This is a genomic window from Natrinema salifodinae, from assembly GCF_900110455.1.
Taxonomy (GTDB): domain Archaea; phylum Halobacteriota; class Halobacteria; order Halobacteriales; family Natrialbaceae; genus Natrinema; species Natrinema salifodinae.
On sequence record NZ_FOIS01000001.1, the window covers coordinates 1,075,253 to 1,095,462 of the forward strand.

At 64.7% G+C, this 20,210-nt stretch carries 20 protein-coding genes, 1 tRNA gene and 1 pseudogene; 13 read left to right on the plus strand and 9 right to left on the minus strand.

From position 1 onward, the window contains the following. Positions 1–3 precede the first annotated feature (3 nt). Positions 4–1,437, minus strand: a complete 1,434-nt coding sequence (locus tag BMY29_RS04965; RefSeq protein WP_049990489.1) for a short-chain fatty acid transporter — start codon at positions 1,435–1,437, stop codon at positions 4–6. 297 nt (positions 1,438–1,734) lie between these two features. On the opposite strand from BMY29_RS04965, the gene BMY29_RS04970 reads away from it, so the two are divergent. Together BMY29_RS04970 and BMY29_RS04975 are read left to right on the plus strand one after the other, a co-directional pair. After that, on the plus strand, positions 1,735–2,817 hold the full coding sequence (locus BMY29_RS04970) for a glutamate--cysteine ligase (RefSeq protein ID WP_049990488.1): 1,083 nt from the start codon (positions 1,735–1,737) through the stop codon (positions 2,815–2,817). A 117-nt stretch (positions 2,818–2,934) separates the two neighbouring features. Then, complete coding sequence (locus BMY29_RS04975; protein ID WP_049990487.1) at positions 2,935–3,636, plus strand: helix-turn-helix domain-containing protein; 702 nt, start codon at positions 2,935–2,937, stop codon at positions 3,634–3,636. Between the two features lie 31 nt (positions 3,637–3,667). Here BMY29_RS04975 and BMY29_RS04980 read toward each other — a convergent pair whose 3' ends face one another. Beyond that, on the minus strand, positions 3,668–4,783 hold the full coding sequence (locus tag BMY29_RS04980; RefSeq protein ID WP_049990486.1) for a M24 family metallopeptidase: 1,116 nt from the start codon (positions 4,781–4,783) through the stop codon (positions 3,668–3,670). Positions 4,784–4,972: 189 nt separating this feature from the next. Between BMY29_RS04980 and BMY29_RS04985 the strand changes: the two genes are divergently transcribed. Further along, positions 4,973–5,848 carry a COX15/CtaA family protein gene (locus tag BMY29_RS04985; RefSeq protein WP_049990485.1) on the plus strand — a complete coding sequence of 292 codons (876 nt, stop codon included), beginning with the start codon at positions 4,973–4,975 and terminating at the stop codon, positions 5,846–5,848. Positions 5,849–5,935: 87 nt separating this feature from the next. On the opposite strand, the gene BMY29_RS04990 is transcribed toward BMY29_RS04985, so the two are convergent. After that, positions 5,936–6,427 carry a metal-dependent hydrolase gene (locus BMY29_RS04990; RefSeq protein ID WP_049990484.1) on the minus strand — a complete coding sequence of 164 codons (492 nt, stop codon included), beginning with the start codon at positions 6,425–6,427 and terminating at the stop codon, positions 5,936–5,938. Between the two features lie 181 nt (positions 6,428–6,608). On the opposite strand from BMY29_RS04990, the gene BMY29_RS04995 reads away from it, so the two are divergent. After that, on the plus strand, positions 6,609–7,268 hold the full coding sequence (locus BMY29_RS04995; protein ID WP_049990483.1) for a uracil-DNA glycosylase family protein: 660 nt from the start codon (positions 6,609–6,611) through the stop codon (positions 7,266–7,268). 198 nt (positions 7,269–7,466) lie between these two features. After that, positions 7,467–8,618 (plus strand): multicopper oxidase domain-containing protein, encoded by a 1,152-nt coding sequence (locus BMY29_RS05000; protein WP_049990482.1) that lies wholly within the window; start codon positions 7,467–7,469, stop codon positions 8,616–8,618. 109 nt (positions 8,619–8,727) lie between these two features. Here the strand turns inward: BMY29_RS05000 and BMY29_RS05005 are convergent, their stop codons facing one another. Next, a complete protein-coding gene (locus BMY29_RS05005) occupies positions 8,728–8,991 on the minus strand; it encodes a hypothetical protein (RefSeq protein WP_049990481.1) in 264 nt (87 codons plus the stop codon). Then, positions 8,991–9,989 (minus strand): transcription initiation factor IIB, encoded by a 999-nt coding sequence (locus tag BMY29_RS05010; RefSeq protein ID WP_049990480.1) that lies wholly within the window; start codon positions 9,987–9,989, stop codon positions 8,991–8,993. Before BMY29_RS05010 ends, BMY29_RS05005 begins: the two co-directional genes overlap by 1 nt. 209 nt (positions 9,990–10,198) lie before the next feature. Between BMY29_RS05010 and BMY29_RS05015 the strand changes: the two genes are divergently transcribed. After that, complete coding sequence (locus BMY29_RS05015) at positions 10,199–10,672, plus strand: DUF5830 family protein (protein ID WP_173424911.1); 474 nt, start codon at positions 10,199–10,201, stop codon at positions 10,670–10,672. A 1-nt stretch (position 10,673) separates the two neighbouring features. On the opposite strand, the gene BMY29_RS05020 is transcribed toward BMY29_RS05015, so the two are convergent. Then, a complete protein-coding gene (locus BMY29_RS05020) occupies positions 10,674–11,885 on the minus strand; it encodes a DUF7115 domain-containing protein (RefSeq protein ID WP_049990479.1) in 1,212 nt (403 codons plus the stop codon). A 143-nt stretch (positions 11,886–12,028) separates the two neighbouring features. On the opposite strand from BMY29_RS05020, the gene BMY29_RS20935 reads away from it, so the two are divergent. Then, positions 12,029–12,179 (plus strand) — tRNA-Met (locus BMY29_RS20935). 612 nt (positions 12,180–12,791) lie between these two features. Here the strand turns inward: BMY29_RS20935 and BMY29_RS05025 are convergent. Next, positions 12,792–12,989 carry an NAD-binding protein gene (locus BMY29_RS05025; protein WP_049990478.1) on the minus strand — a complete coding sequence of 66 codons (198 nt, stop codon included), beginning with the start codon at positions 12,987–12,989 and terminating at the stop codon, positions 12,792–12,794. 103 nt (positions 12,990–13,092) lie between these two features. Here BMY29_RS05025 and BMY29_RS21775 point away from each other — a divergent pair, with 103 nt between their 5' ends. Then, entirely contained in the window at positions 13,093–13,191 is a 99-nt protein-coding gene (locus tag BMY29_RS21775; RefSeq protein WP_449289539.1) for a C2H2-type zinc finger protein, read from the plus strand. 330 nt (positions 13,192–13,521) lie between these two features. Continuing rightward, positions 13,522–15,387, plus strand: a complete 1,866-nt coding sequence (locus tag BMY29_RS05030; protein ID WP_049990477.1) for a glycoside hydrolase family 15 protein — start codon at positions 13,522–13,524, stop codon at positions 15,385–15,387. Positions 15,388–15,525: 138 nt separating this feature from the next. On the opposite strand, the pseudogene BMY29_RS05035 reads toward BMY29_RS05030, so the two are convergent. Then, positions 15,526–17,012, minus strand: a pseudogene (locus tag BMY29_RS05035) (dihydrolipoyl dehydrogenase). A 78-nt stretch (positions 17,013–17,090) separates the two neighbouring features. On the opposite strand from BMY29_RS05035, the gene BMY29_RS05040 reads away from it, so the two are divergent. The 3 genes from BMY29_RS05040 (at position 17,091) to BMY29_RS05050 (ending at position 18,908) form a co-directional block, all read left to right on the plus strand. Next, the gene (locus BMY29_RS05040) at positions 17,091–17,369 is read left to right on the plus strand and encodes a MarR family transcriptional regulator (RefSeq protein ID WP_049990476.1); all 279 of its coding nucleotides are present in this window, start codon (positions 17,091–17,093) and stop codon (positions 17,367–17,369) included. 313 nt (positions 17,370–17,682) lie between these two features. Beyond that, positions 17,683–18,000, plus strand: coding sequence for a hypothetical protein (locus BMY29_RS20510; RefSeq protein ID WP_049990475.1), 318 nt, complete (start codon positions 17,683–17,685; stop codon positions 17,998–18,000). A 71-nt stretch (positions 18,001–18,071) separates the two neighbouring features. Continuing rightward, positions 18,072–18,908, plus strand: a complete 837-nt coding sequence (locus BMY29_RS05050) for an alpha/beta fold hydrolase (RefSeq protein WP_049990474.1) — start codon at positions 18,072–18,074, stop codon at positions 18,906–18,908. Between the two features lie 12 nt (positions 18,909–18,920). Here BMY29_RS05050 and BMY29_RS05055 read toward each other — a convergent pair whose 3' ends face one another. Further along, a complete protein-coding gene (locus tag BMY29_RS05055; RefSeq protein WP_143067650.1) occupies positions 18,921–19,397 on the minus strand; it encodes a dienelactone hydrolase family protein in 477 nt (158 codons plus the stop codon). Positions 19,398–19,880: 483 nt separating this feature from the next. On the opposite strand from BMY29_RS05055, the gene BMY29_RS05060 reads away from it, so the two are divergent. After that, positions 19,881–20,186, plus strand: a complete 306-nt coding sequence (locus BMY29_RS05060) for a putative quinol monooxygenase (protein ID WP_049990472.1) — start codon at positions 19,881–19,883, stop codon at positions 20,184–20,186. Positions 20,187–20,210: the final 24 nt, after the last annotated feature.

Here is a 20,210-nt window from a genome sequence, read left to right on the forward strand (position 1 = left end):
CGATCACCCGAGTACCCCCATCAGGAGTGCGCCGCCGCCCATCACGACGCCGACGAAGATGAACAGGACGGCGACGTAGCCCATCATATCGCGGATGGTCAGCCCGGCGATCCCAAGCACCGGGATGGCCCAGAACGGCTGGATCATGTTCGTCCATTGGTCGCCCATCGCGAACGCGATCAGCATATGATTCATCCGGGTGCCTGCGATCTGCTGCGTGGCCGACGCGTAGATCTCGCCCATCACGGTCCACTGGCCGCCACCGGAGGGGACGAAGAAGTTGACGACGCCGCCCGAGACGAACACCAGCAGGTACCAGGTCGTCTCGGTCGCGTGCTGGGCGGCGGTCTCCGCGATTAATTCGACCAGGCCCGAGTAGACCATGATGCCCATGATGCCGCCGTAGAACTGGAACTGGATGATGATCTGGCTGGCCCCTTCGATCGCCTCGCGGAACACGTCGACGTAACTGCGCAGCGAGCAGTGCGCGAGGAAGCCGAGGCCGAACATCGCGGAGATGAGGACGTTGATGTTGAGCACGTCCATGAACGGCTCCGTCGCGAATAGGTGGCCGAGGTAGGCCCAGATGAGCAGGCCGGTGGCGACACAGATCGCGGTGCTATCGAGCAGGAAGGCCTTCGGCCGCGAGTCCCGCAGTCGGTGGGGCGCCGCGGTCGCGGGTTCGGCCTCCCCACCGTCGGCGGCGGTCTCGCGGGCGGCCCGGAGCGTCTCCTCGGGAACGGTCGTGACGTTCTCCCGCTCGGGCGCCATCAGCGGCATCAGTACCACGACGACCGCGACCACGCAGGCGACCAACAACAGGTTGAACGGGTGGAAGATCGTCTCCGAGACGGGGATCACGCCCATCGTCTCCTCGGCGAAGTGGCCGTCGGTCGCGACGAGCAACAGCGAGGCGGCCGACAGCCCCTGGTGCCACGGGAGCAGCCCCGCGTAGGCGGCCGCGACCAGCAGCGGGTAGTGGACGTCGACGTCCTTTTCGGCCATCGAGATGCCGACCTCCCGCGCGAGGATCGCGCCGGCGATCAGGACGACGCCCCAGTGAAAGAGCCCCAGCAGTTGGCCGCACAGGGCCACGACGAACACTGCCCCGGTCTGGCTGTCCGGGACCGCCGCGATCCGCCGGAGGACGCGTTTCACCGGTGGCGAGTCCGCGAGTGCCCACCCGGTCAGCAGCGCCAGCGTGGACTGCGTCGAGAACGTGATGACCTCCCAGAAGCCCTCGCCCCAGTGGGCCGCGACGGCGCCTGGCCCGGTGTCGGTGACGACGACCGCGATGACCATTGTCAGGAAGGTCAACAGGAGTGCGAAGATGAACGCGTCGGGCAGATAGCGTTTGACTACCTCACTCGCGACGTCGCCGAGGCGGGTGAAAAAGCCGCGGACTGGGCCCCGCTCGCTTGACGCGGGTGCGCTCATCGTTTGCCTCGTCGCCCTCGCCGGAGCCGTTCCCGATCGACGCGCAGTTTCGGAGCCGATAGCTGTCGCTGAACGCTGTTTCCCGCTGTCATATACACCTTACATGCGTATATAGCCGGACGGAAAAAGGCTGGTCCAAAGTAATTTGCAACTTGTCGGTACGTCGGGCCGCCGGGGCACGAGCGCTCAGCTCTCCGGTCCAGCGCGTCGGTCGGGCGATGCCGCCGTTGCGCTGGATCCGGCCGAGGAGTTCCGAGTCCAAACCGTATTTATCGCCGCGGCCAAAAGGGGAGCACGATGGAACGCGGGTCGCGGGAATCGTTTACGCGCATGGGGACGCTGGGGATCGAAGAGGAGTGTTTCGTCGTCGACGAGACCGGCCGCCCCACCAGCGGGACCGACGAACTCGTCTACGAGCACGAGCCGCCCGAACTCCTCGAGGACCGTCTGGACCACGAACTGTTCAAATTCGTCATCGAAACCCAGACGCCGCTGATCGAGAACCCGAGCGACGCCCGCGAGTCCCTGCTTGCGGTCCGCCAGGCGCTGGTCGACCACGCCGAGGAGCACGGCTATCGGATCGCCGCCGCCGGACTCCACCCGCTCGCAAAGTGGCGCGAACTCGAACACGCCGAGAAACCCCGCTATCGCGCCCAACTCGACCGGATCCAGTACCCGCAACACCGCAACACGACCGCCGGCGTCCACGTCCACGTCGGCGTCGACGACGCCGACAAGGCGGTCTGGATCGCCAACGAACTGCGGTGGTACGTCCCGATCATGCTCGCGCTCTCGGCGAACTCGCCGTACTGGAACGGGTTCGACACCGGGCTCCAATCGGCGCGCGCGAAGATCTTCGAGGCCCTGCCGAACACCGGGATGCCGACCTATTTCGAGGACTTCGAGGCGTTCGACCGGTTCGAACGCCGGATGCTCGAGACGGAGTCGATTAACGACCGCGGCGAACTCTGGTACGACGTCCGCCCCCACACCGCCCACGGCACCGTCGAACTCCGCACGCCGGACGGCCAGGCCGACCCGGACGTCGTGATGGCCTTCGTCGAGTACGCCCACGCGCTGGTCGAGGCGTTAGCCGAGGAGTACGAGGACGGCGCGGACGGCTACCGGCACCGCCGGGAACTGCTCGACGAGAACAAGTGGCGAGCGCTTCGGTACGGGCAGGACGCCTCCTTCATCTCCCGCGACCTCGAGTCCACCGTCGACTTAGGCGAGGTCGTCGACCGGGAGTGCGAGCGGCTCGGGATCGACGGGATCAAGCGCGTCTACGAGCGCGAAAGTGGCGCGAATCGCCAGCGCCGGTTGCTCGAAGAGGTGGGGCCGGACGCGCTCTGTGAATCGCTGTTCCTGCAGACGGAGTGAGCGTCCGACCGCCGGACGGCCTGAAACACTCGATCTTCTCGACCCCCGATTCGTCCGACTTCTGACTGCCGCAAAGGTTTAACTCCGCGCGAAGCCTCGTCCTGCACGAGTCGCCACATGAGTTCCGACGACACCGACGAGCGCCCAATCGACGCGGGGGACGGAGACGAATCGCTCGAGGGACCCGACGACGCCGTCGACGGTGAGCCCGACCGCAACCCCGCGGTCGAGGAGCTCGATCAGCGGATCGTCGACCTGCTCTCGTGGATCCTCGACACTGAAACGCGCGCGAAAATCTACGTGTACCTGCTGGCCAATCCCGGGAGCACCTCCGAGGAGGTCGCCAAGGGGACTGGCCTCTACCCCAGCACCGTCCGAGAGGCGCTGGCGGAGCTCCACGAGGAGGGCCGCGTCACACGGGAGAAACGCGCCAACGAGGGCGCCGGCAACAATCCTTACGAGTACACGGCGATCCAGCCCAGCGACCTCGTCGGCGGCGTCGTCGACCAGGTCCAGCAGGAACTGAACACCATCTTCACGCTCGACCGCGTCCTCGACCGGGAGGACCGCGAGTCCCCGGCCGAACTCGAGGAGGACGTCGAACCGGTGAAGATCACCGTCGACGACACCGCGCCGACGATCGGCGACGAGTCCGAATCCGCTGCCGCCACCGACTCCGAACCGGACCCGGATCGCGACGCCGAGCCCGTCGAGTTCGAGGACGACATGGAGATCGAGACCGTCGACACGGAATCCGAGTCCGAGTCCGAATCGGACAAAGACGAATTCGACTCCGAAAGCTCCGAACCGGACGACTAACCGGAGTCGCACCCGCTCACCGTCGCGCTCGTCACTCCTCGGGTTCGAGGATCGCAGGCCGCTCCAGTACCAGGTCTCGGTCGACTGCTTCGACGGTCGTCGTCGGCCAGCGGCCCGTCGCCGTCAGCACTTCGATTTCGTCGTCCGTGACGAGTGCGGTGTCTTCACTTTTCGCGCCCTGAACCGTCGGGTTCCAGGCGTAGGCCATCGGTTCCTCGACCGGCGCGTCGTGATCGGGCGTGGCGATCCACTCCCGACCCGCGAAGCCGGCAGCCCCGCCCTGATGGTGGTTCTCCCACTCGCCCTCGTAGCCGACGGCGGCGTAAGCATCCTGAATGGCGGCGAAGACGTCGCCGGCGGTGCCGTTGGTGTTCTCCGAGTCGGTGGCCGCGTCCCGCGTCGCCGCGAGCGCCGTCGCCTCGACGCGAGCGGCCGCCTGGTGGCGCTCCGCGAGCCAGGCCGGCGGATCGAAGGCGACGGTCCGAGTACAGCTCGCGTGGAGGCCGGCCCGTTCGGCGGTCACCGAGAGGAGGGCGTAGTCGCCGATTTCGGCCTCGGTCGGCGTGTAGTGACGATATCGCTGAGCGCGCTCTGCCCCGCCGACGAGGACGACGGGCGCCTCGATGTCGCGGGCCGAGAGAGCGACCCGGAGGGCTGCGGCGACCTCGAGTTCCGTATCCTCGCGGCGCAGCTCCCGACAGACCGACTCGACGGCGGCGGCCGTCTCGCGTCCGAGATCGCGGTACCGCTCGCGGTCGCGTTCGGTCAGCGGCTGGCGCAGCGCCGTCGGGTCGACGCGCTCGAGCTCCGGGACGTCGATATCGGCGGCAGCCCGCTCGTCGCTCCCGACGCGGTCGGCGATGGCCTCGGCAAGCGACGAGGCGTGCCAGGCGAACCGCTCGACCGAAATCTCGTCCGTATCGAGATCCGGCAGTTCCTCCGCGAGGATGCGGTCGGCTTCGATGTTGTTCGTCAGGAGCGTCGGCTCGCTCCCGTCGTAGCCGATCGCGGCGACGCCGGCGTCGCCCTCGCGATCGACGACGTTGTCGCCGCCGGTCAGCCAGGCGAAGGAGTTCGGGCGCGCGAACCAGACCGAGTCGAGTCCGTTCGACTCGAGGTACGTCTCGAGTCGTTCACGTTTGTCCATGTCGGGTGCTGGCGAGGGCGGGTCTTGAATCCGACGGAGACGCGGTCGCGCGGCACCCGCGAGCGCGGTCGGATCGACCGTCGAACTCGGTCGGCGATTTCCGACCGTATGCGGTCCGTTCACGCCCGAGCGCGGGTTGGCGACTCGGTCAACCTAAGTACGGCCCGTTCTAACCCCCGCTGAACGACCGTGTCGTACGACAATCACACGCCCGATTCGAGAGTCCGGACGCTGATCGATCGGTTCGGCTATCCGCACCTACTGACGACGACGCTCGTACTCGTCGCCGCGACGATCCTGCTGGGCGTCGCGGCGAAGGCGACGGGGTCGGGCCTGGCCTGCGAGGCCAACTGGCCCCAGTGCGACGCCGGGCCGTACAACCTGCTGCCCGCGAACCTGCCAAGCTTCTATGAATGGTTCCACCGCTTCGTCGCGATGTTCGCCGGCTTCGCGATCATCGGCTCCGCGCTGGCCGCCTGGCGACTCCCAGACGTCGACCGGCGCGTGACCGGCCTGGTCGTCCTCGGGATGCTCCTGACGCCGGTCCAGGTCGCGCTCGGCCGCGAGACCGTCACGCAGTACACGATGAACATCCTCTCCTTGCACTTCTGGACGGCCGTGCTCATCTTCACGCTGTTTCTCGTCGCCACCGTCCTGGTCTGGGCGCCGCGGCTGACCGGCGCGCACGTCACCGGCGCGCTCGCGCTCGGGATCGCGGCGCTACCCGCACACGTCATGCTCAGCCCGGTCGTCGGCTCCGAGCTGTCGAGCTACTCGCCGACGATGCAGCTGACCCAGTACGCCGTGACGCTCGCGCTGCTCGGCGCGGCCATCGTCGCCGCGATGATCGGCCGCCGGCGCTTCGCGGGCCGGGCCGTCGCGCCGCTGCTGGCGGCGCCGCCGCTCGTGGTCGCGGTGTTGTTCTTCGGTCGCCAGGCGGCCAATCCCGCGCTGGAACTCCCCTATCTCGTCGCCGCGGTCGCGCTGCTCGTGACCTTCGTCGCCGGGATCGCGCTTACCCGAGGCGGCGGCTCGGGCGAGCCGTCCGGCGCACGCTCGCCGTAGTGACGGAGAAGTGACGGAAAAGTGACGGAGACGTGTCGGACGTAGGTCGTCGGTTCGCGTTTCGCACCGGATTTTTGCAGTCACACCTCAGCCGAGCACCACGACGATCGCGGTCCCCATCAGAACGGCGCCGATACCGAGGCCGAACAAGCCGTAGTTGGCGATCGGGTTCGCCGCCGTCGTGAGGTCGAGAGAGTACCGTCGACGGGAGAGCGGCCAGAACGGCTGGATGCCCATCGGCGTCAGCGCGTCTGCCAGGAGATGCGAGCCGATCGAGAGCAGGCCGACCAGGAAGGCGAAGGCGACGAAGCTGACGTCGGCGAACGCCGAGGACGCGTCGACGAGGACGGCGGTCAGGGCCGCGAGGCCGGCCCCCACGAGGAGCGCGAAGGGCAGCGTGTGGGTCGGACCGCGGTGCTCGATCAGCGGTAGTCGGTGGTCGGTGTCGGGGAGCGTCGACAGCGCCACGCAGGCCAGGCCGCCGACGATCGCGATCTCCCCGTATCCCCCGAGCGCGACGGCGGTACCGAGCGGCGCGTACGTCAGCAGCGCGCCGCCGTAATGGCCCACCTGATACATATGTATCAGGACAGGAAGCGCTGAATTATAAACCCACCGTCATCAGAACCGGTTTCACGGGCCCCGCGACCGCCAGCGATCAGTCCTGTACGTGTCGGCCGTTCGATCGGTCGATCGCATCGAGCGATCCTGACGGTGGCTGTCGGCGGCCCCGCCCTCGTCCGCTGCAATCGCTACGGTTATGATCGCCGACCGTTTTCCACCGTGCGTGAAAAACGTCACCGACAGGACGAGTAACCCGTTCGGACTGCGACCGCCGTTCGACCGCTCCGATCCCGGCGACCGAACGGCCGTCTTCGGCTACGGTGACGCCAACGCCGACTTTCACGTCGTCGGCGACTATCCCGGCGTCCACGGCGGCGAATCCACCGGCATCCCCTTTACCGAAACCGAGAGCGGACGCGCCATCCAGGACGTCGTCCGCGCCGTCGACTTCGCGAGCGGCCCGACGGAGCGACCGACCCTCGACAACTGCTTTCTGAGCTACGTCCACATGTGCAGCCTCACGGACGGCCAGGCGCCGACCGCAGAGGACTATGCCACCCTCGAGCGCTTCTTCGACGCCGAACTCCGCGCGATCAACGCCCACATCCTCCTGCCGGTCGGCGAGCGGGCGACCGATCGCGTCCTCCGGGAGTACACGACCCAGCGCAGGCGCTTCGACCTCGACATGGCATCGCTGCACGCCCGCGACATCCGCGGACGGGGCTTTCTGGTCGTCCCGATCAGGGACCCGTTAGAGTGGGAAGACCGCGAGCGCGAGGCGATCGTCTCGAAACTCGAGGCGATCCTCGACAGCGACTATCGCCAGACGAAAGGCGTCGCGACGCTGGTCGGCTGAAATCAGGAATCGGCGGTATCACCGTTCCTCGGTCGGTCTTCGGCGCGAAGACCATCGGCGCCGTGCTGTCCTCGACCGCGCCGCCCTCTCGATATCGGAGCTCCATTTAAGTGGAAACGCGAACATCTTCCGCGACTTCCCGATGGCTAAGAACCGCCTCACTCCGTTATACGCCGTCTCTTCGTAGGAGAACCTGTTATGAGTGATCGCATCGGTGCGCCCGGACTGGGGGTCTCGCGTCGCGAATTCGTCGCTGCCACCGGTGGAGTGGCGGCGCTGGCCGGCTGTATGGGACGGGGAGACCAGCAGAACGATCAAACGGAAGAGACCGACGAGGGGGCAGACGCGGACGACTCGGGGTCGGACCTCCCGTGGACGAGCGCGCCCGAGGTCGTCAACGTCGACGAACGGGGCGGGAGCGTCACGCTGCGCTCGGTGACGGCCCGCCACGCCGTCCACCCGATGGACTCGATGGGCGGCCCGATCGAACTGCCGCAGGTCTGGGCGTTCCAGGCCGACGACGGCGAGCCGAGCGTCCCGGGGCCGATCATCCGGACGACCGAGGGAAACGATATCGAAGTCACACTTGACAACACCGACGCCTCCCACCCGCACACGCTACACTTCCACGGCGCAAAGAAGACCTGGGAGAACGACGGCGTCCCGACGACGACCGGGATCAGGGTCGATCCCGGCGAGAAACACACCTACACCATCCCCGCGAACGTCCCGGGGACCCACCTCTACCACTGCCACTATCAGACCCACCGCCACATCGACATGGGGATGTACGGCATCTTCCGCGTCGATCCGAAGGGGTACGGGCCCGCCGACAAGGAGTACTTCTTCACCCTCAAGGACTGGGACTCCCGCGTGAACCGGCAGATGGCCGGCGAGGACGTCGACTACAGCCCCCGCCAGCGCAACCCCGACGTGTTCACGATCAACGGGAAGAGCCTCCCGCGGACGCTCCACCCCGAGGAGGGGTCGCCGATCATCGTCGACCACGGCGACACCGTCCGCCTCCACATGGTCAACGCGGGATACATGTCCCACCCCATGCACACGCACAACCACCGGTTCCGCCTGGTCGAGAAGGACGGCGGCCAGGTCCCCGAGGCGGCCCAGTACGAACGGGACGTCACGAACGTCGCGCCCGCGGAACGCCACACCGTCGAGTTCGAGGCCGACGCCGACCCCGGTATCTACCTCGTGCACTGCCACAAGGTCGAACACGCCATGAACGGGACCGCCTACCCCGGCGGGATGGTCAATGGAATCGTCTATCGGGATGCGATGGACACGGACGTCTTTGCGGACCTCATGGAGTACGCTGGCTACGAGGGCTAAGTCGGCCCTCCCGCTCCTGAACCGTTTTGAAAACAAGCCGCGAACGCGTCGAACACGACCGCCGACGAAGGCGACTGACGGACGGCGAACGACTCGACGCGGCGCTCTTCTACGGCCGCCCTTCCGTCTCCGTCGGGACGTCGGCCCCGTTTCGCGCCGGGGGCACCTCGGTGAGGCGTCGCCGACCCGACGCGGTGAGATCGTACCGGCGACAGCCGATCGATCGGATCGCTCCCCGCTCGTGGAGGCGGTCGCAAACGTGCTCGACCGTCACCGGATGTTCGTCGATCGTCGCCGCGAGATCGACGACGTAGAGCGGCGCCTCATCGGCGAGTGCGTCGAGGACGGCCCGTTCGAGCGCTCGTCTGACCATTATCGCTCCTGCACCTCCTCGTAGGCGTCTAAGAGCTCGCGGTATCTGTTCCGGACGGTCACGGAACTCACGCCGGTCTCCTCGCCGATCGTCTGCTGGGTGATGCGCTCGTTCGTCAGCCGCGCCGCCCCGTAGATCGCCGCGGCCGCCAGGCCCGCCGGGCTCCGACCGCTGTGGAGGTCGCGGGCCTTTGCCGCCTCGATGATCTCCCGGGCCAGGCGCTCGGCGTCGTCGCTGATTCCGAGTTCGGAGGCGTACTGCGGGAGGTAGTGGGCGGGGTCGGCGGGCTCGATCTGGAGACCGAGTTCGCCCGAGAGGTACCGGTACGCCCGCTGGATGGGGAGCTTCTCGACTCGGCTCACCGACTCGAACGCGACCAGCGTCCGCGGCGTGCCGTGCTGGCGCGCGGCCGCGTACAGACAGGCCGTGGTCATCGCTTCGATCGAACGGCCCGGAAGCAGGTCCTCGTCGACGGCACGGCGATAGAGGACGCCGGCCGTTTCCCGGCAGGGGTCGGGAAGGCCCAGCGCCGACGCCATGCGCTCGAGTTCGCCGAAGGCCTGCTTCAGGTTACGCTCCTTGGCGTTCTTCGAGGTGAACCGTTCGTTCCACGTCCGCAGCCGCTGGAGCTGTTTTCGCTTTCGCGCTGAGAGTCGGTTGCCGTACGCGTCCTCGTTCTGCCAGCCGATCGTCGTGCTGAGGCCCTTATCGTGCCGGAGTTCCGTCACCGGTGCGCCGACCCGTCGGCGGTCCTCGTCCTCGTCGTCGAACGTCCGCCACTCGGGACCGTAATCGATCTCGTCCGCGTCGAGGACGAGCCCGCACTCCGTACACGTTCGCTCGCCGTGTTCCTCGTCGCGTCGAATCCGGCCCGCGCACTCCGGACAGTGCGACCGCTCCCGCTCGTCGTGGTCGTCCCGCTCGATCGCGGGCGCGGTCCCGCGCGCCTCGTTCCGGGTCGATCCCTCGTCAGCCGTGTCGACGATCGTCCGAGTCATTGGTCGTGGTCGGTAGTCGCCGGAGTCGTGATCCCGCGCTCCGGTCGCGTCCTGTTCTCGCTCGAACTACGGCACAAGGGGAGTATCAACAACCGGCGGATTCCCAATCCGTGAGAACCGGCGGCTGCGTACTTGATGCGCGAATGTGTGACTGAGACCGCCCGAGGAACAACGTTTATTCGCTCCGAATCGACACCACGAGTAGAGAGATGGATCGTGACGGACCCCGGACCGCGGACGGAGCCGCTGACGGCGAGGACGAGGGTGACCTCGAGGATGAAACCGAGGCCGAAACCGAGGTCGCGGCGGAACCGTCCGTCGACGCCGGCGACGACCGCGTCGCACTCGGCCTGGCGCTACTGGCTCGCCTCGAACACGAATCGCTATCGCTCGCCGACGTCGTCGATCGGATCGAGACGGTAACGACCGATCCAACGGTGACGCGAACGATCCTCGACGAGGCAGAACTCCGCGGGCTCATCGAGCGCGACGACGGAATCGTCCGGCCGAAGAGCCGTCAGTACGTCCAGTTCGATCGAGACGTCATCACGAAAGAGGGAGAGTTCTCCTGCCAGCGCTGCGGGTCGGGACTGTCGACCGGGTACTTCATCGACCTCGACGAGGGCGAACTCGGCCCGTTTGGCTCCTCGTGTATCCGCAAAGTGACGGGCCGAGACGACTAACCTAACGGCCCTGCCGAAGTTCCGCGATCAACTGCTCGATCGTCTGCTGTTGCCGTTCGACAATCTCGGTCTGGCGCTCGACGGTGTCTTCGAGCGCCTCGATCCGCTCGAGGAGTTCGGGGTCGGCGCCGGTCGCGGTCGCGGACGGTTCGGAATCGGCACCCGACCCTTGAGGCGCGACGCCGGCATCCGACGGCGCCTCGGCACCGCTGTCGACGGAGTCTTCGAAAAACGCTCCGGTGCCGGCCTCGGCCTGTGCGGCGCCGGCCGCGCCGTCGCCCTCTCGATCGCGGTTGGGACTGCGATCCGTCGGCGTCACCGATGCGGACGCCGCTTGCGACGTCGCCTGGTCCGCTTCGGCGTCGCTCTCGACGGCGCCCACCGATTCCGAGTCGGCGGTCGCGACGTCAGTCGCCCCGCCGGCGAGCGGGTCGGTCGATTCCGCGTCGCTCGCATCGCTCGTCCCCTCGGACGCGACTTCGTGATCCTCGGGTTCCGGCGGATCCGCGTCGAGCGGATCGACGCCGCCGCCGAAGTCGACCGAACTGTCGCGGCCGATCCCGTCGTCCTCGCCGTCGCCGACGGTCTCGTTGAGTTCCTCGAGCGAACGCACGTCGTGGTACTCGAACAGGGCCCGCTTGAGCCGTTCCCGGAGATCGTTTGCCTCCTCGTTGGGCGCCTTGATCCGCTGGGGACGGCCGTTCGCCGTGAGGACGATCTGGGTGGCGACGCTGCCGTCCTCGAACGCGAGGTTCGTCACGTCGTCGAAGTGGTACTCCTCGTAGTCGTCGTCCCAGACCGCGCCGCCGATGTGCTTGACGAGCCGATTGCTCGTGATGATCAGGGTGAGCTCGCTGAATCGATAGGTCTTGACGACGGTCTCGCCTGGCTCGGTGATGTCGTTGCCGTTCAACACGCCGGCTAGGACGGGGTGGAGGACGTCGTCGGTCTTCCCCGCGGGTATCGTGAACTGTCGTTCGCCGTCGAGGGCGTACTCGAGCGTGAACTTGGTCTTGCGCCGGCCTTCTGAGAGCGTCAGCCGGTCGGCGTCGTGGGAGAATTCGTCGGCCGATTCGTCGCTCAGGAGACCGTCGGCGCGGTAGACGATCGTTCGGGTCGGCGTGATGAAGAGTTCGTCGTCGCCGCCGAGAGAGACGCGCGCCGCGATCTCCTCGCCATCGAGAGTAGAGTGGACGATGCCGGGAACGCTCATGCAGCGCAGTTGGGAACACCGTGTGATAAATCCGTGGGTCCACGTTGCACGACGAAGGTGAGTGTGATAAATCCGTGTGTCGGCGTTGCACGGCGGGCGAGAATGAGAAGGTTAAAGAATTGGTCGCCACTATCAGCAATTGAGCCCGGGTGGCTTAGCTGGACATAGCGCCGCACTCATAGGGTTCAGAGATTCGGTGCGGTTTCGCCTTGGAAGCCTCCGTATCCCACGAGGACCGCCGAGCCTCGGACCTGGGATATGCGGAGATCGAGGGTTCGGAGCCCTCCCCGGGCACTACTCAAATTCTTCACATGCCCACGTAAGAACCCCCTCTCAAGGGCGTGGACAATTCGGTTCCAAGCGTTCGGATACTGTAGCGGATGAACCAGATCCTGCAATAGCGTCTTCTAACAGAGGGGAGACTCAACGATGTTATCTTGCGTCAGTCGCCCTAACCGCTCTCGGACGTACTGCGCCGAGTATCGTATAAGGAGACAAGACTTTGGAATGCGTATCTGGGACGTTTTGCTCCGGTTGTCTGTCCATTCACGAGCCCAGTAATGTTTAAACAATCGACACGATAGTTCAAGCGGCATCAATTCAACTGTCACTACGTTGTTTGCGTCGAACTCTAAATAATGACTCTTCCCCAGGTTGTTATTATATGATATTAGAATTTTTTTATATATACGCATACATAATATCTTATATATTTTCATTTGGGATGACGGTTTGATTGGAGGGATTCTTCTGGTACTGGGGATTCTTGTAGTACCGGTTATCGTTCTGGGACTGGAACTGGAGTTTCTCCTATTGGGATGACTGTTCTTGGTTGACCGTGGCTCACGCTGATTGCTGAAACCCATTATTCGACTTCCGGCAGCAGTTGAGGTTGACCGTCTCAATTCATCCCTCGTGGCCGGTGTAGACGTCGTACCAGCGCTCGTAGCTATCGGTGAACGTCTCTCGAACATCGACATCTTCTCGCAGACGGAGGTCGTCGTTCCGGCCGATAATCGTAACCTCCGATCTCAGGGCCCCGTATACGTAGCCTATCACGGCCGCGAGGTCTCCGCCGCCGACGATGAGATCAAAGTCGGCCATCCGCCGCTGTACAACGCCGAGTGGAAAAAGCGTAGGCCGTTTGTGCGGTCGTACCGAACGACCACCAAGACATTACCACCCTCGAGGAACGATAACTGACCGCATGGCTGACGAACACGAATGCGACCTCTGTGGCCAGTCGTTCGACACGGGAGAAGAACTGCAAGAACACGCACAAGAGGAGCACGAGGACGAGATGTGAAGCGGGAACGGACCGAGACTAATTCCGTAGTAGACCTTCACTCGTCGTTATTTTTCGAGGCTCACCTTCGTAGCGACAACGCTACGTTCAGGCCGTATTACCGACGGTACGTGGACGTGATCGCCGTTCTCTCGCTCGGATGGAGTGACGTTTCCTTCGAGCGCCGTCGACCACCGTCTATCGAGCGGAGCGGATCTTGCTACCGTCCAAATGTGAGTTTGCTGCGCGCCTGGTCCGCTTTTTTCCTGCTGGTCCTCGAACGGTACGCCATGTGCATCGCCCCACCCGTCAGATACTCCGTGTTCGACGTCTCCGTTCGCGCTGTGGGTGATGGCGGTGACTGAGTTCGAAGCGTATCCGCCGATCGAGGCCTACGGCGTCGTCGGTAACCTCGAAACGTGCGGGCTCGTCGCACCGAACGGATCTGTCGACTGGTTTCCCTTCCCGCATCTCGAGTTTCCGAGCATCTTTGCCGCGATTCTCGACAACGAGCGCGGCGGTCGATTTCGGATCGGTCCGCCCGACCCTTTCGAGACGGATCGTCGGTACGTCGGCGATACGAACGTCCTCGAGACCACCTTCGATACTCCGAACGGGACGGCGACGGTAACGGACTTTTTGCCCCCGGCCGGTCGAGTCGACCACCCGAAGAAGGTTCTCTACCGCAAGGTCACTTGTACGGGCGGGACTGTCGGTCTCGAGGTCGAGCTCGACCCGCGGTTCGATTACGGTCACGCGGAGACGACGATCGAACCCGTGGAGAAAGGTATTCTCGCCGAGGGAACGGACGAACGAACGCTGCTCGAGAGCCCGATCGACCTCGAAATCGAAGACGGACGAATCACCGGCGAGCTTTCGCTCGAGGCCGGCGAAACGGAGTGGTTCCTACTTCGGTGTACGGGCGCCGAGGACGCGAATACGGATCCGGACGCTGCGCTGGAGGAGACGATCGAATACTGGACCGACTGGGCCCATAGCTGCGACCCTGACGACGACTGTGCGTTCGAGGGACCGTGGCACGACCTGGTCGTCCGCTCGGAACTCGTTCTCAAGCTCCTCACCCACGCCGAGTCGGGGGCGATCGCGGCCGCGCCGACCACGTCGCTGCCCGAGACCGTCGGCGGCGTTCGTAACTGGGACTACCGGTTCAACTGGCTTCGAGACGCCGGGTTCACCGTCCAAGCCCTGATGAACCTCGGCACCGCCGACGAGGCGAACGACTACTTCGACTGGTTCATGGATCTCTGCCAGGCGGACGGGCCGGCCTCGATCCAACCGCTATACAGCCTTCACGGCGAGTCCGACCTCGCGGAACGGGAACTCGATCACTTCGAAGGGTATCGGGGCTCCCGCCCGGTCCGGATCGGAAACGAAGCGGCACAGCAGCGGCAACTCGACATCTACGGGGAACTCCTGTTAGCCGTCGACGAGATGTACCGACACGGACGGGAGTTGAACGACGAGGAGTGGGACCGAATCCGCGACATCGTCGAATACGTTCGCGAGGTCTGGGACGAGCCCGACGCAGGTATCTGGGAGGTTCGCGGCGGAAACGAACACTTCGTCTACTCGAACGTCATGTGTTGGGTCGCCCTCGACCGCGCGATCGCGATCGCGGCCGGCGGAGACTACGATGCCCCGCTCGAGACGTGGCGGGAGACCCGCGAGACGATCCGGACGGACGTTCTCGAGAACGGCTACGATGAAGACGTCGGAGCGTTCGTGCAGTCGTATGGAACCGACGCGCTCGACGCGACGGGACTGTTACTCCCGATCGTCGGCTTCCTGCCGTTCGACGACGAGCGCATTCAGGGAACGATCGACGCAATCGAGGCCGAATTGGTCGAGGATGTCTTCGTACAGCGGTACAACGGCGATGACGGGATCCCGGGCGACGAAGGGGCGTTCGTCCTCTGTTCATGTTGGCTCGTCAACGCACTCGCCCTCTCCGGGCGCGTCGAGGAAGCACAGTCGCGATTCGAGTCGCTTCTGGAGTACCTGAATCCCCTGGGACTCATCGCGGAGGAAATCGATCCCGAGAACGGAGCGCACCTCGGAAACTACCCGCAGGCGTTCAGCCACATCGGGATCATCAACAGCGCCCTCTATCTCGGCTACGTCCGCGGGCGCGAGGCGTCCGGACCGGCGCCGATGGGAATTCGGCTCGGCGATCCGGTCGTGCCTCCCGAGGCGTGACAGCGGACCGGCGCTCGAGAGCCGAATCGCCCTCGCCCCTCGTGGGGACGCACGCCGTCGATGTCCGCCCCAGTACGGCTCCATCAGCAGCCGATCGCGATCTCCCTCGCATACTCTGGGGATGGACCACGAGCCCAGTTAGTGGCCGTGATCGTGCCCGCCGCGGGTAAACTGTCCCGAAAAGGCCCGCTGGATGACTTCCGAAAGTGCCGGGTGGATGTGTACCGATTCGCGGATATCTCGCACCGTCCCGGAGCCGGCCGTCATCGCGACGACGACCTCCTCGATCAGGTTCGACGCCTCCGGGCCGACGATATGACAGCCGAGGATCTCCCCTCGGGGGAGATGAGCGGCTTGACGACCCCTTCCGCCTTCATCGCGCTTCCGCGCGCGGTGTCCTCGTATCGGTACGTTCGCCTGGCGTAGTCGCGATCGGCGGCCTGGAGTTCGGCCTCAGTGGCGCCAACGCCGGCAACCACCGGAGAGGAAAACACGGCGAACGGCATCGCGGTGTAGTCGACCGGTTGAGGCTCGTCCCCGAAGAGATTGCGTGCGACGGTCTCGGCCTCGTGGTTGGCGTTGTGTTTCAGCAGGTACTCGCCGACGATATCGCCGAGCGCCCAGACCCCGTCGGCGGTCGTGCGCAGGTATTCGTCGGTCTCGACGAATCCCCGCTCGTCTGTCTCGATTCCCGCCGCGTTCACGTCCAGCGTATCGGTGTTCGGGACGCGTCCCGTCGCGACGAGCAGTGCGTCGCCGGTGACGGTAACGCGATCTGCGGCCCCCTCGCCGCTCTCCGGTTCCAGATACCGTTGCGAGCCGGATTCCGGATACGGTCGCGCTTCGACGGTTACGTCCCCGTTCGATTCCGAGACGGCGGTTGCCTCGTACCCGGTATACACGTCGAGTCGATCGGCGAGGCGGTCCGTGAACTCGGTAGCGATCTCCTCGTCGGCGTCCGGCAGCAAGTGCGGTCGTCGACCGATGATCGTCACGTCACTGCCAAATGTCCCGAAAAAGTGGCCCAGTTCCGCCGCGATGTAGCCGCCACCGATCACGACGAGGTGGTCCGGCGGTTCCTCGAGGCGAAGCGCCTCTCTGCTCGTCACGTAATCGACGTCCTCGATGCCATCGATCGGCGGAATTCCGGGGCGGGTCCCGGCTGCGACGAGGACAGTGTCCCCGTACAGTCGCTCGCCGTCGTGCTCGCCGCCGGTCACTTCGATCGTCCGTTCGCCGACGAACCGTCCCTCCGCCTGGTAGAGATCGTGATCCGAGGACGATTCCAATCCCTGCTGAATCGACTCGGAGTCCTCCTGGACGTCTCCGTTGACTTCTCGAACGATATCCGAAAAGGCGACGCCGTCGACTGACGCATCGATTTCGAACTCGTCGGCGCGCTCGATCGTCTCGAGGACCTCCGCGCGGTACAGCAACATCTTCGAGGGGATACAGCCGCGATTGAGACACGTCCCACCGAGCCGCCCCTTCTCCACGATGGCGACCGCCTGGCCGCGCTGTGCGGCCGCGTTCGCTACGTCCAGCCCTGATCCGGAGCCGATCACTAGAAAGTCGTAGTCCGTCGCGTTTCCGGAGACACATCCGTTGTACTGAAGGGCGGACAAGAATCGTTACTGCGCCTGTGTGTGACTCATGCACCGCCGATAATCAGTAAAGACCCTTCGTGGGGAGCAACCGAACACATGAACGATCAGCCCAACCTGACGACGGAAACGGCTCCCGAAGCCGTTCGCGACGTTCCCCCGAGCGCCAAGCTCGTAGTGAAGGTTCTCACTCACGAAGGCTCCCTCACGCAGTCCCGACTCGCGACGGAAACGATGTTACCCGCACGCACGGTTCGTTACGCGCTGAACCAGCTCGAGGACCGCGACCTCGTCACCTCGGAAATATCGTTCATGGACGCCAGACAGAAGGTGTACTCCCTGAACGACGAACAGTTCGAAGTCGCGGCTTCACAGTAATCTCAGTGGTAAACACCTGGACAGATCGAACGGGGCCAGTCGCGATCCGCGCCGATCGGCGCGAGGACTTTTCCGTTCGCTCGGTTGTATCGGACGCATGGAGCGCGACGTGCGACCGCGGGTCGCGCTAGTAGGATACGGTAGCCTCATCACTCCGGCCGAACTAGCCGCCCTTTCGGACGACGCGCCTGATCGGGCGTTTCCCGTAAAAATAGAGGGGCTGAGGCGAATCTTCGATCAGCGGACAAGCTGGCGGAGCGACGACGACGTTAAGTGCGCTGTCGCCAATGCCGTCCGAGATCCGGATGCCTGGATGAACGGCGTGCTCATCCCGACAGTCAATCGAGACGAATTCGCCACGTTCCGAGAGCGCGAGCGCTGGTACCGGCTGATCGAGGTCCCCTTCGGTGATATCGTACCGTACGACGAGGACGACCGTGACCGTCTCGAGCGAACCGACCTCGTCCTGACGACGACCGGGCTGGAGACCGACCCCGACATCGAACCGATTCCCGGGTACGTCGCAGACTGTCTCGAAAGCGCCGGCGAGTGGGGCGAGGAGTTTCGCGACGATTTCGTCGAGTCGACGGCGACGAACGCGGGGAAGCCGGTGACCGAGTACCGCGAGTAGCTCCGCGAACGCTTCCGCGTTCCGACCGGCGCCAACTTCTATTGACGTCCGCGTGGCACTGCCGACACGGTATGGGTTACCAGACGTGGTCCGAAAACCAGGCGGCGACGACGGTCGCGGTCGACGGGCACGACCTCGAAGTCGCGTACTACGACGACGGCGACGGCGAACCGGTGCTGTTCTGCCACGGCATTCCGACGTCGTCGTTCCTCTGGCGTGACGTCACACCACCGCTGTCGGACGAGTATCGGGTGATCGCGCCGGACATGGTCGGATACGGTAATTCGGCGATGCACGACGGCTTCGATCGTTCGATCCGCGCGCAGGAAGAGATGATCAACGGGTTAGTCGACGAACTGGGTCTCGAGAGCCTCACCTTCGTCGGCCACGATCTCGGCGGCGGCGTGGGGCTTCGCTACGCCGCTCACAACACCGATGCGGTCGACCGTCTCGTGCTCTCGAACGCCGTCTGCTACGACTCGTGGCCGATCGAGACGATCGTCGATCTCGGTCTACCGTCGACCGTCAACGGGATGAGCGTCGAGGACGCCCGAGAGATGCTCGAAGGGATCTTCCGCGATACCCGCTACGACGACCCGGACGAAGAGTTCGTCGAGGGGATGCTCGCGCCGTGGGACTCCGAGGAGGCGATCGTCTCGCTTTCGCGCAACGCCATCGGTACCAACACGAGTCACACGACCGAGATCGATCCGAGCGAGATTTCGGCTCGAACGCTCCTCTTGTGGGGCGCCGAGGACGAGTTCCAGCCGATCGAGTACGCCGAGCGACTGGAGGACGACATCTCGGATGCGGAACTGGTCGGACTCGATGAGGCGAGCCACTGGGTCATGGCCGATCGACCCGACGCCTATGGGGATCGGCTCCGCGAGTTCCTCGATGGGGCCTGAATCGGACTACGGCTATCCCTCGTCACACGCGGTTTCGATCAGATCGTCGATCCACTGCTCGAGTTCGTCGCCGCGATCGGTCTCGAACAACCGCTGCCCGTGATCGTCGCCCGGAAGCACCTCGACTCGCGTCGGCTCGGGCGCGTTCTCGTAGAGCGTTCGCGTCGTCTCGACGAATCGCTCATCGTCGTCCTCCGCCACGACGAACAGCGATCGCGCCCTCACAGCCGACGCGTGGTCGGTGCCCCCGCCGGGAGAGAGGGCGACCAGGCCGTCGACGTCGCCGGTCGCTGCGGCGGCGACGACAGCAGCTTCGCCGCCGATGCTTGCTCCGATGAGGACGGCGTGTTCGACGCCGACGGTCGTTCGGAGATACTCCAGCGCACCGCGAATCGCCTCCGAGCGGTTCTCCTCGGGATCGATCGCGAGCCCGAATCGATCGTCGCCGGTGAGCGCTTCGGCCTGGGACGTCCAACTCGTTCGATCCATATTGATCTGCGGAACGAAAACGATCCCGCACGGAGCGTCGTCGCTGCCGAAGGAGACTCCGTCGACGGAAACGGACTCTCCGTCCTCGAGTTCAGTTTCGATCGTGACGTCTGACTCCGGTTCTCTGAACCTGCTGAAACAGCCGGCTGAGACCGTCCCAGAAGACAGCGCGATCAGACTGAAAACCGTGGTTCGACGGTCGATTTCCGGCAAATCCATGTCTTCATCTTTCTTTCCTCCCGTGAATACTATCGTGCTGTTAAATCTGCGGGTGCAGGCGATCATCACGAGAATTCAGCGAGTGGTTGACGGCTGGCGCGTCCGTCTCCGTCGGCATCGACGTGACGGTCTATCGTGGACTTCGTACCAGCGATTCGAGAGAGACCGCTAGTGAACGACAGTACGCGTCTTCCGCTGTGACGCAATGTACGGTCGGCACATAACCGAGGTAGAATTTTATGCCCGTCCGTCAAAGTGGATGTGATGCTTATTATCCACGCGACGTTTCCGATCGATCCGGATAGCCGCGATGAAGCCCTCGAACTCGTCCGTGATCTGGCCGAACGCTCCCGTGAGGAAGACGGAATCATCGATTATCGAGTCACGACAGATGTCGAGAATCCAGACACGTTCCGGTTTTTCGAACGATACGAGGACGAGGATGCCTTTGATGCGCACGCGGAGACTGACCACTTCGAGACGTTCGAGGCGGCGCTCCCGGAGTTACTTGCAGGAGAACCAGAAGTCACTCGATTCGACGTCGAGTCGGCGTCGCCGGTCGAACTATGATAGCCGAGGCGCGGCGGTCTTGTT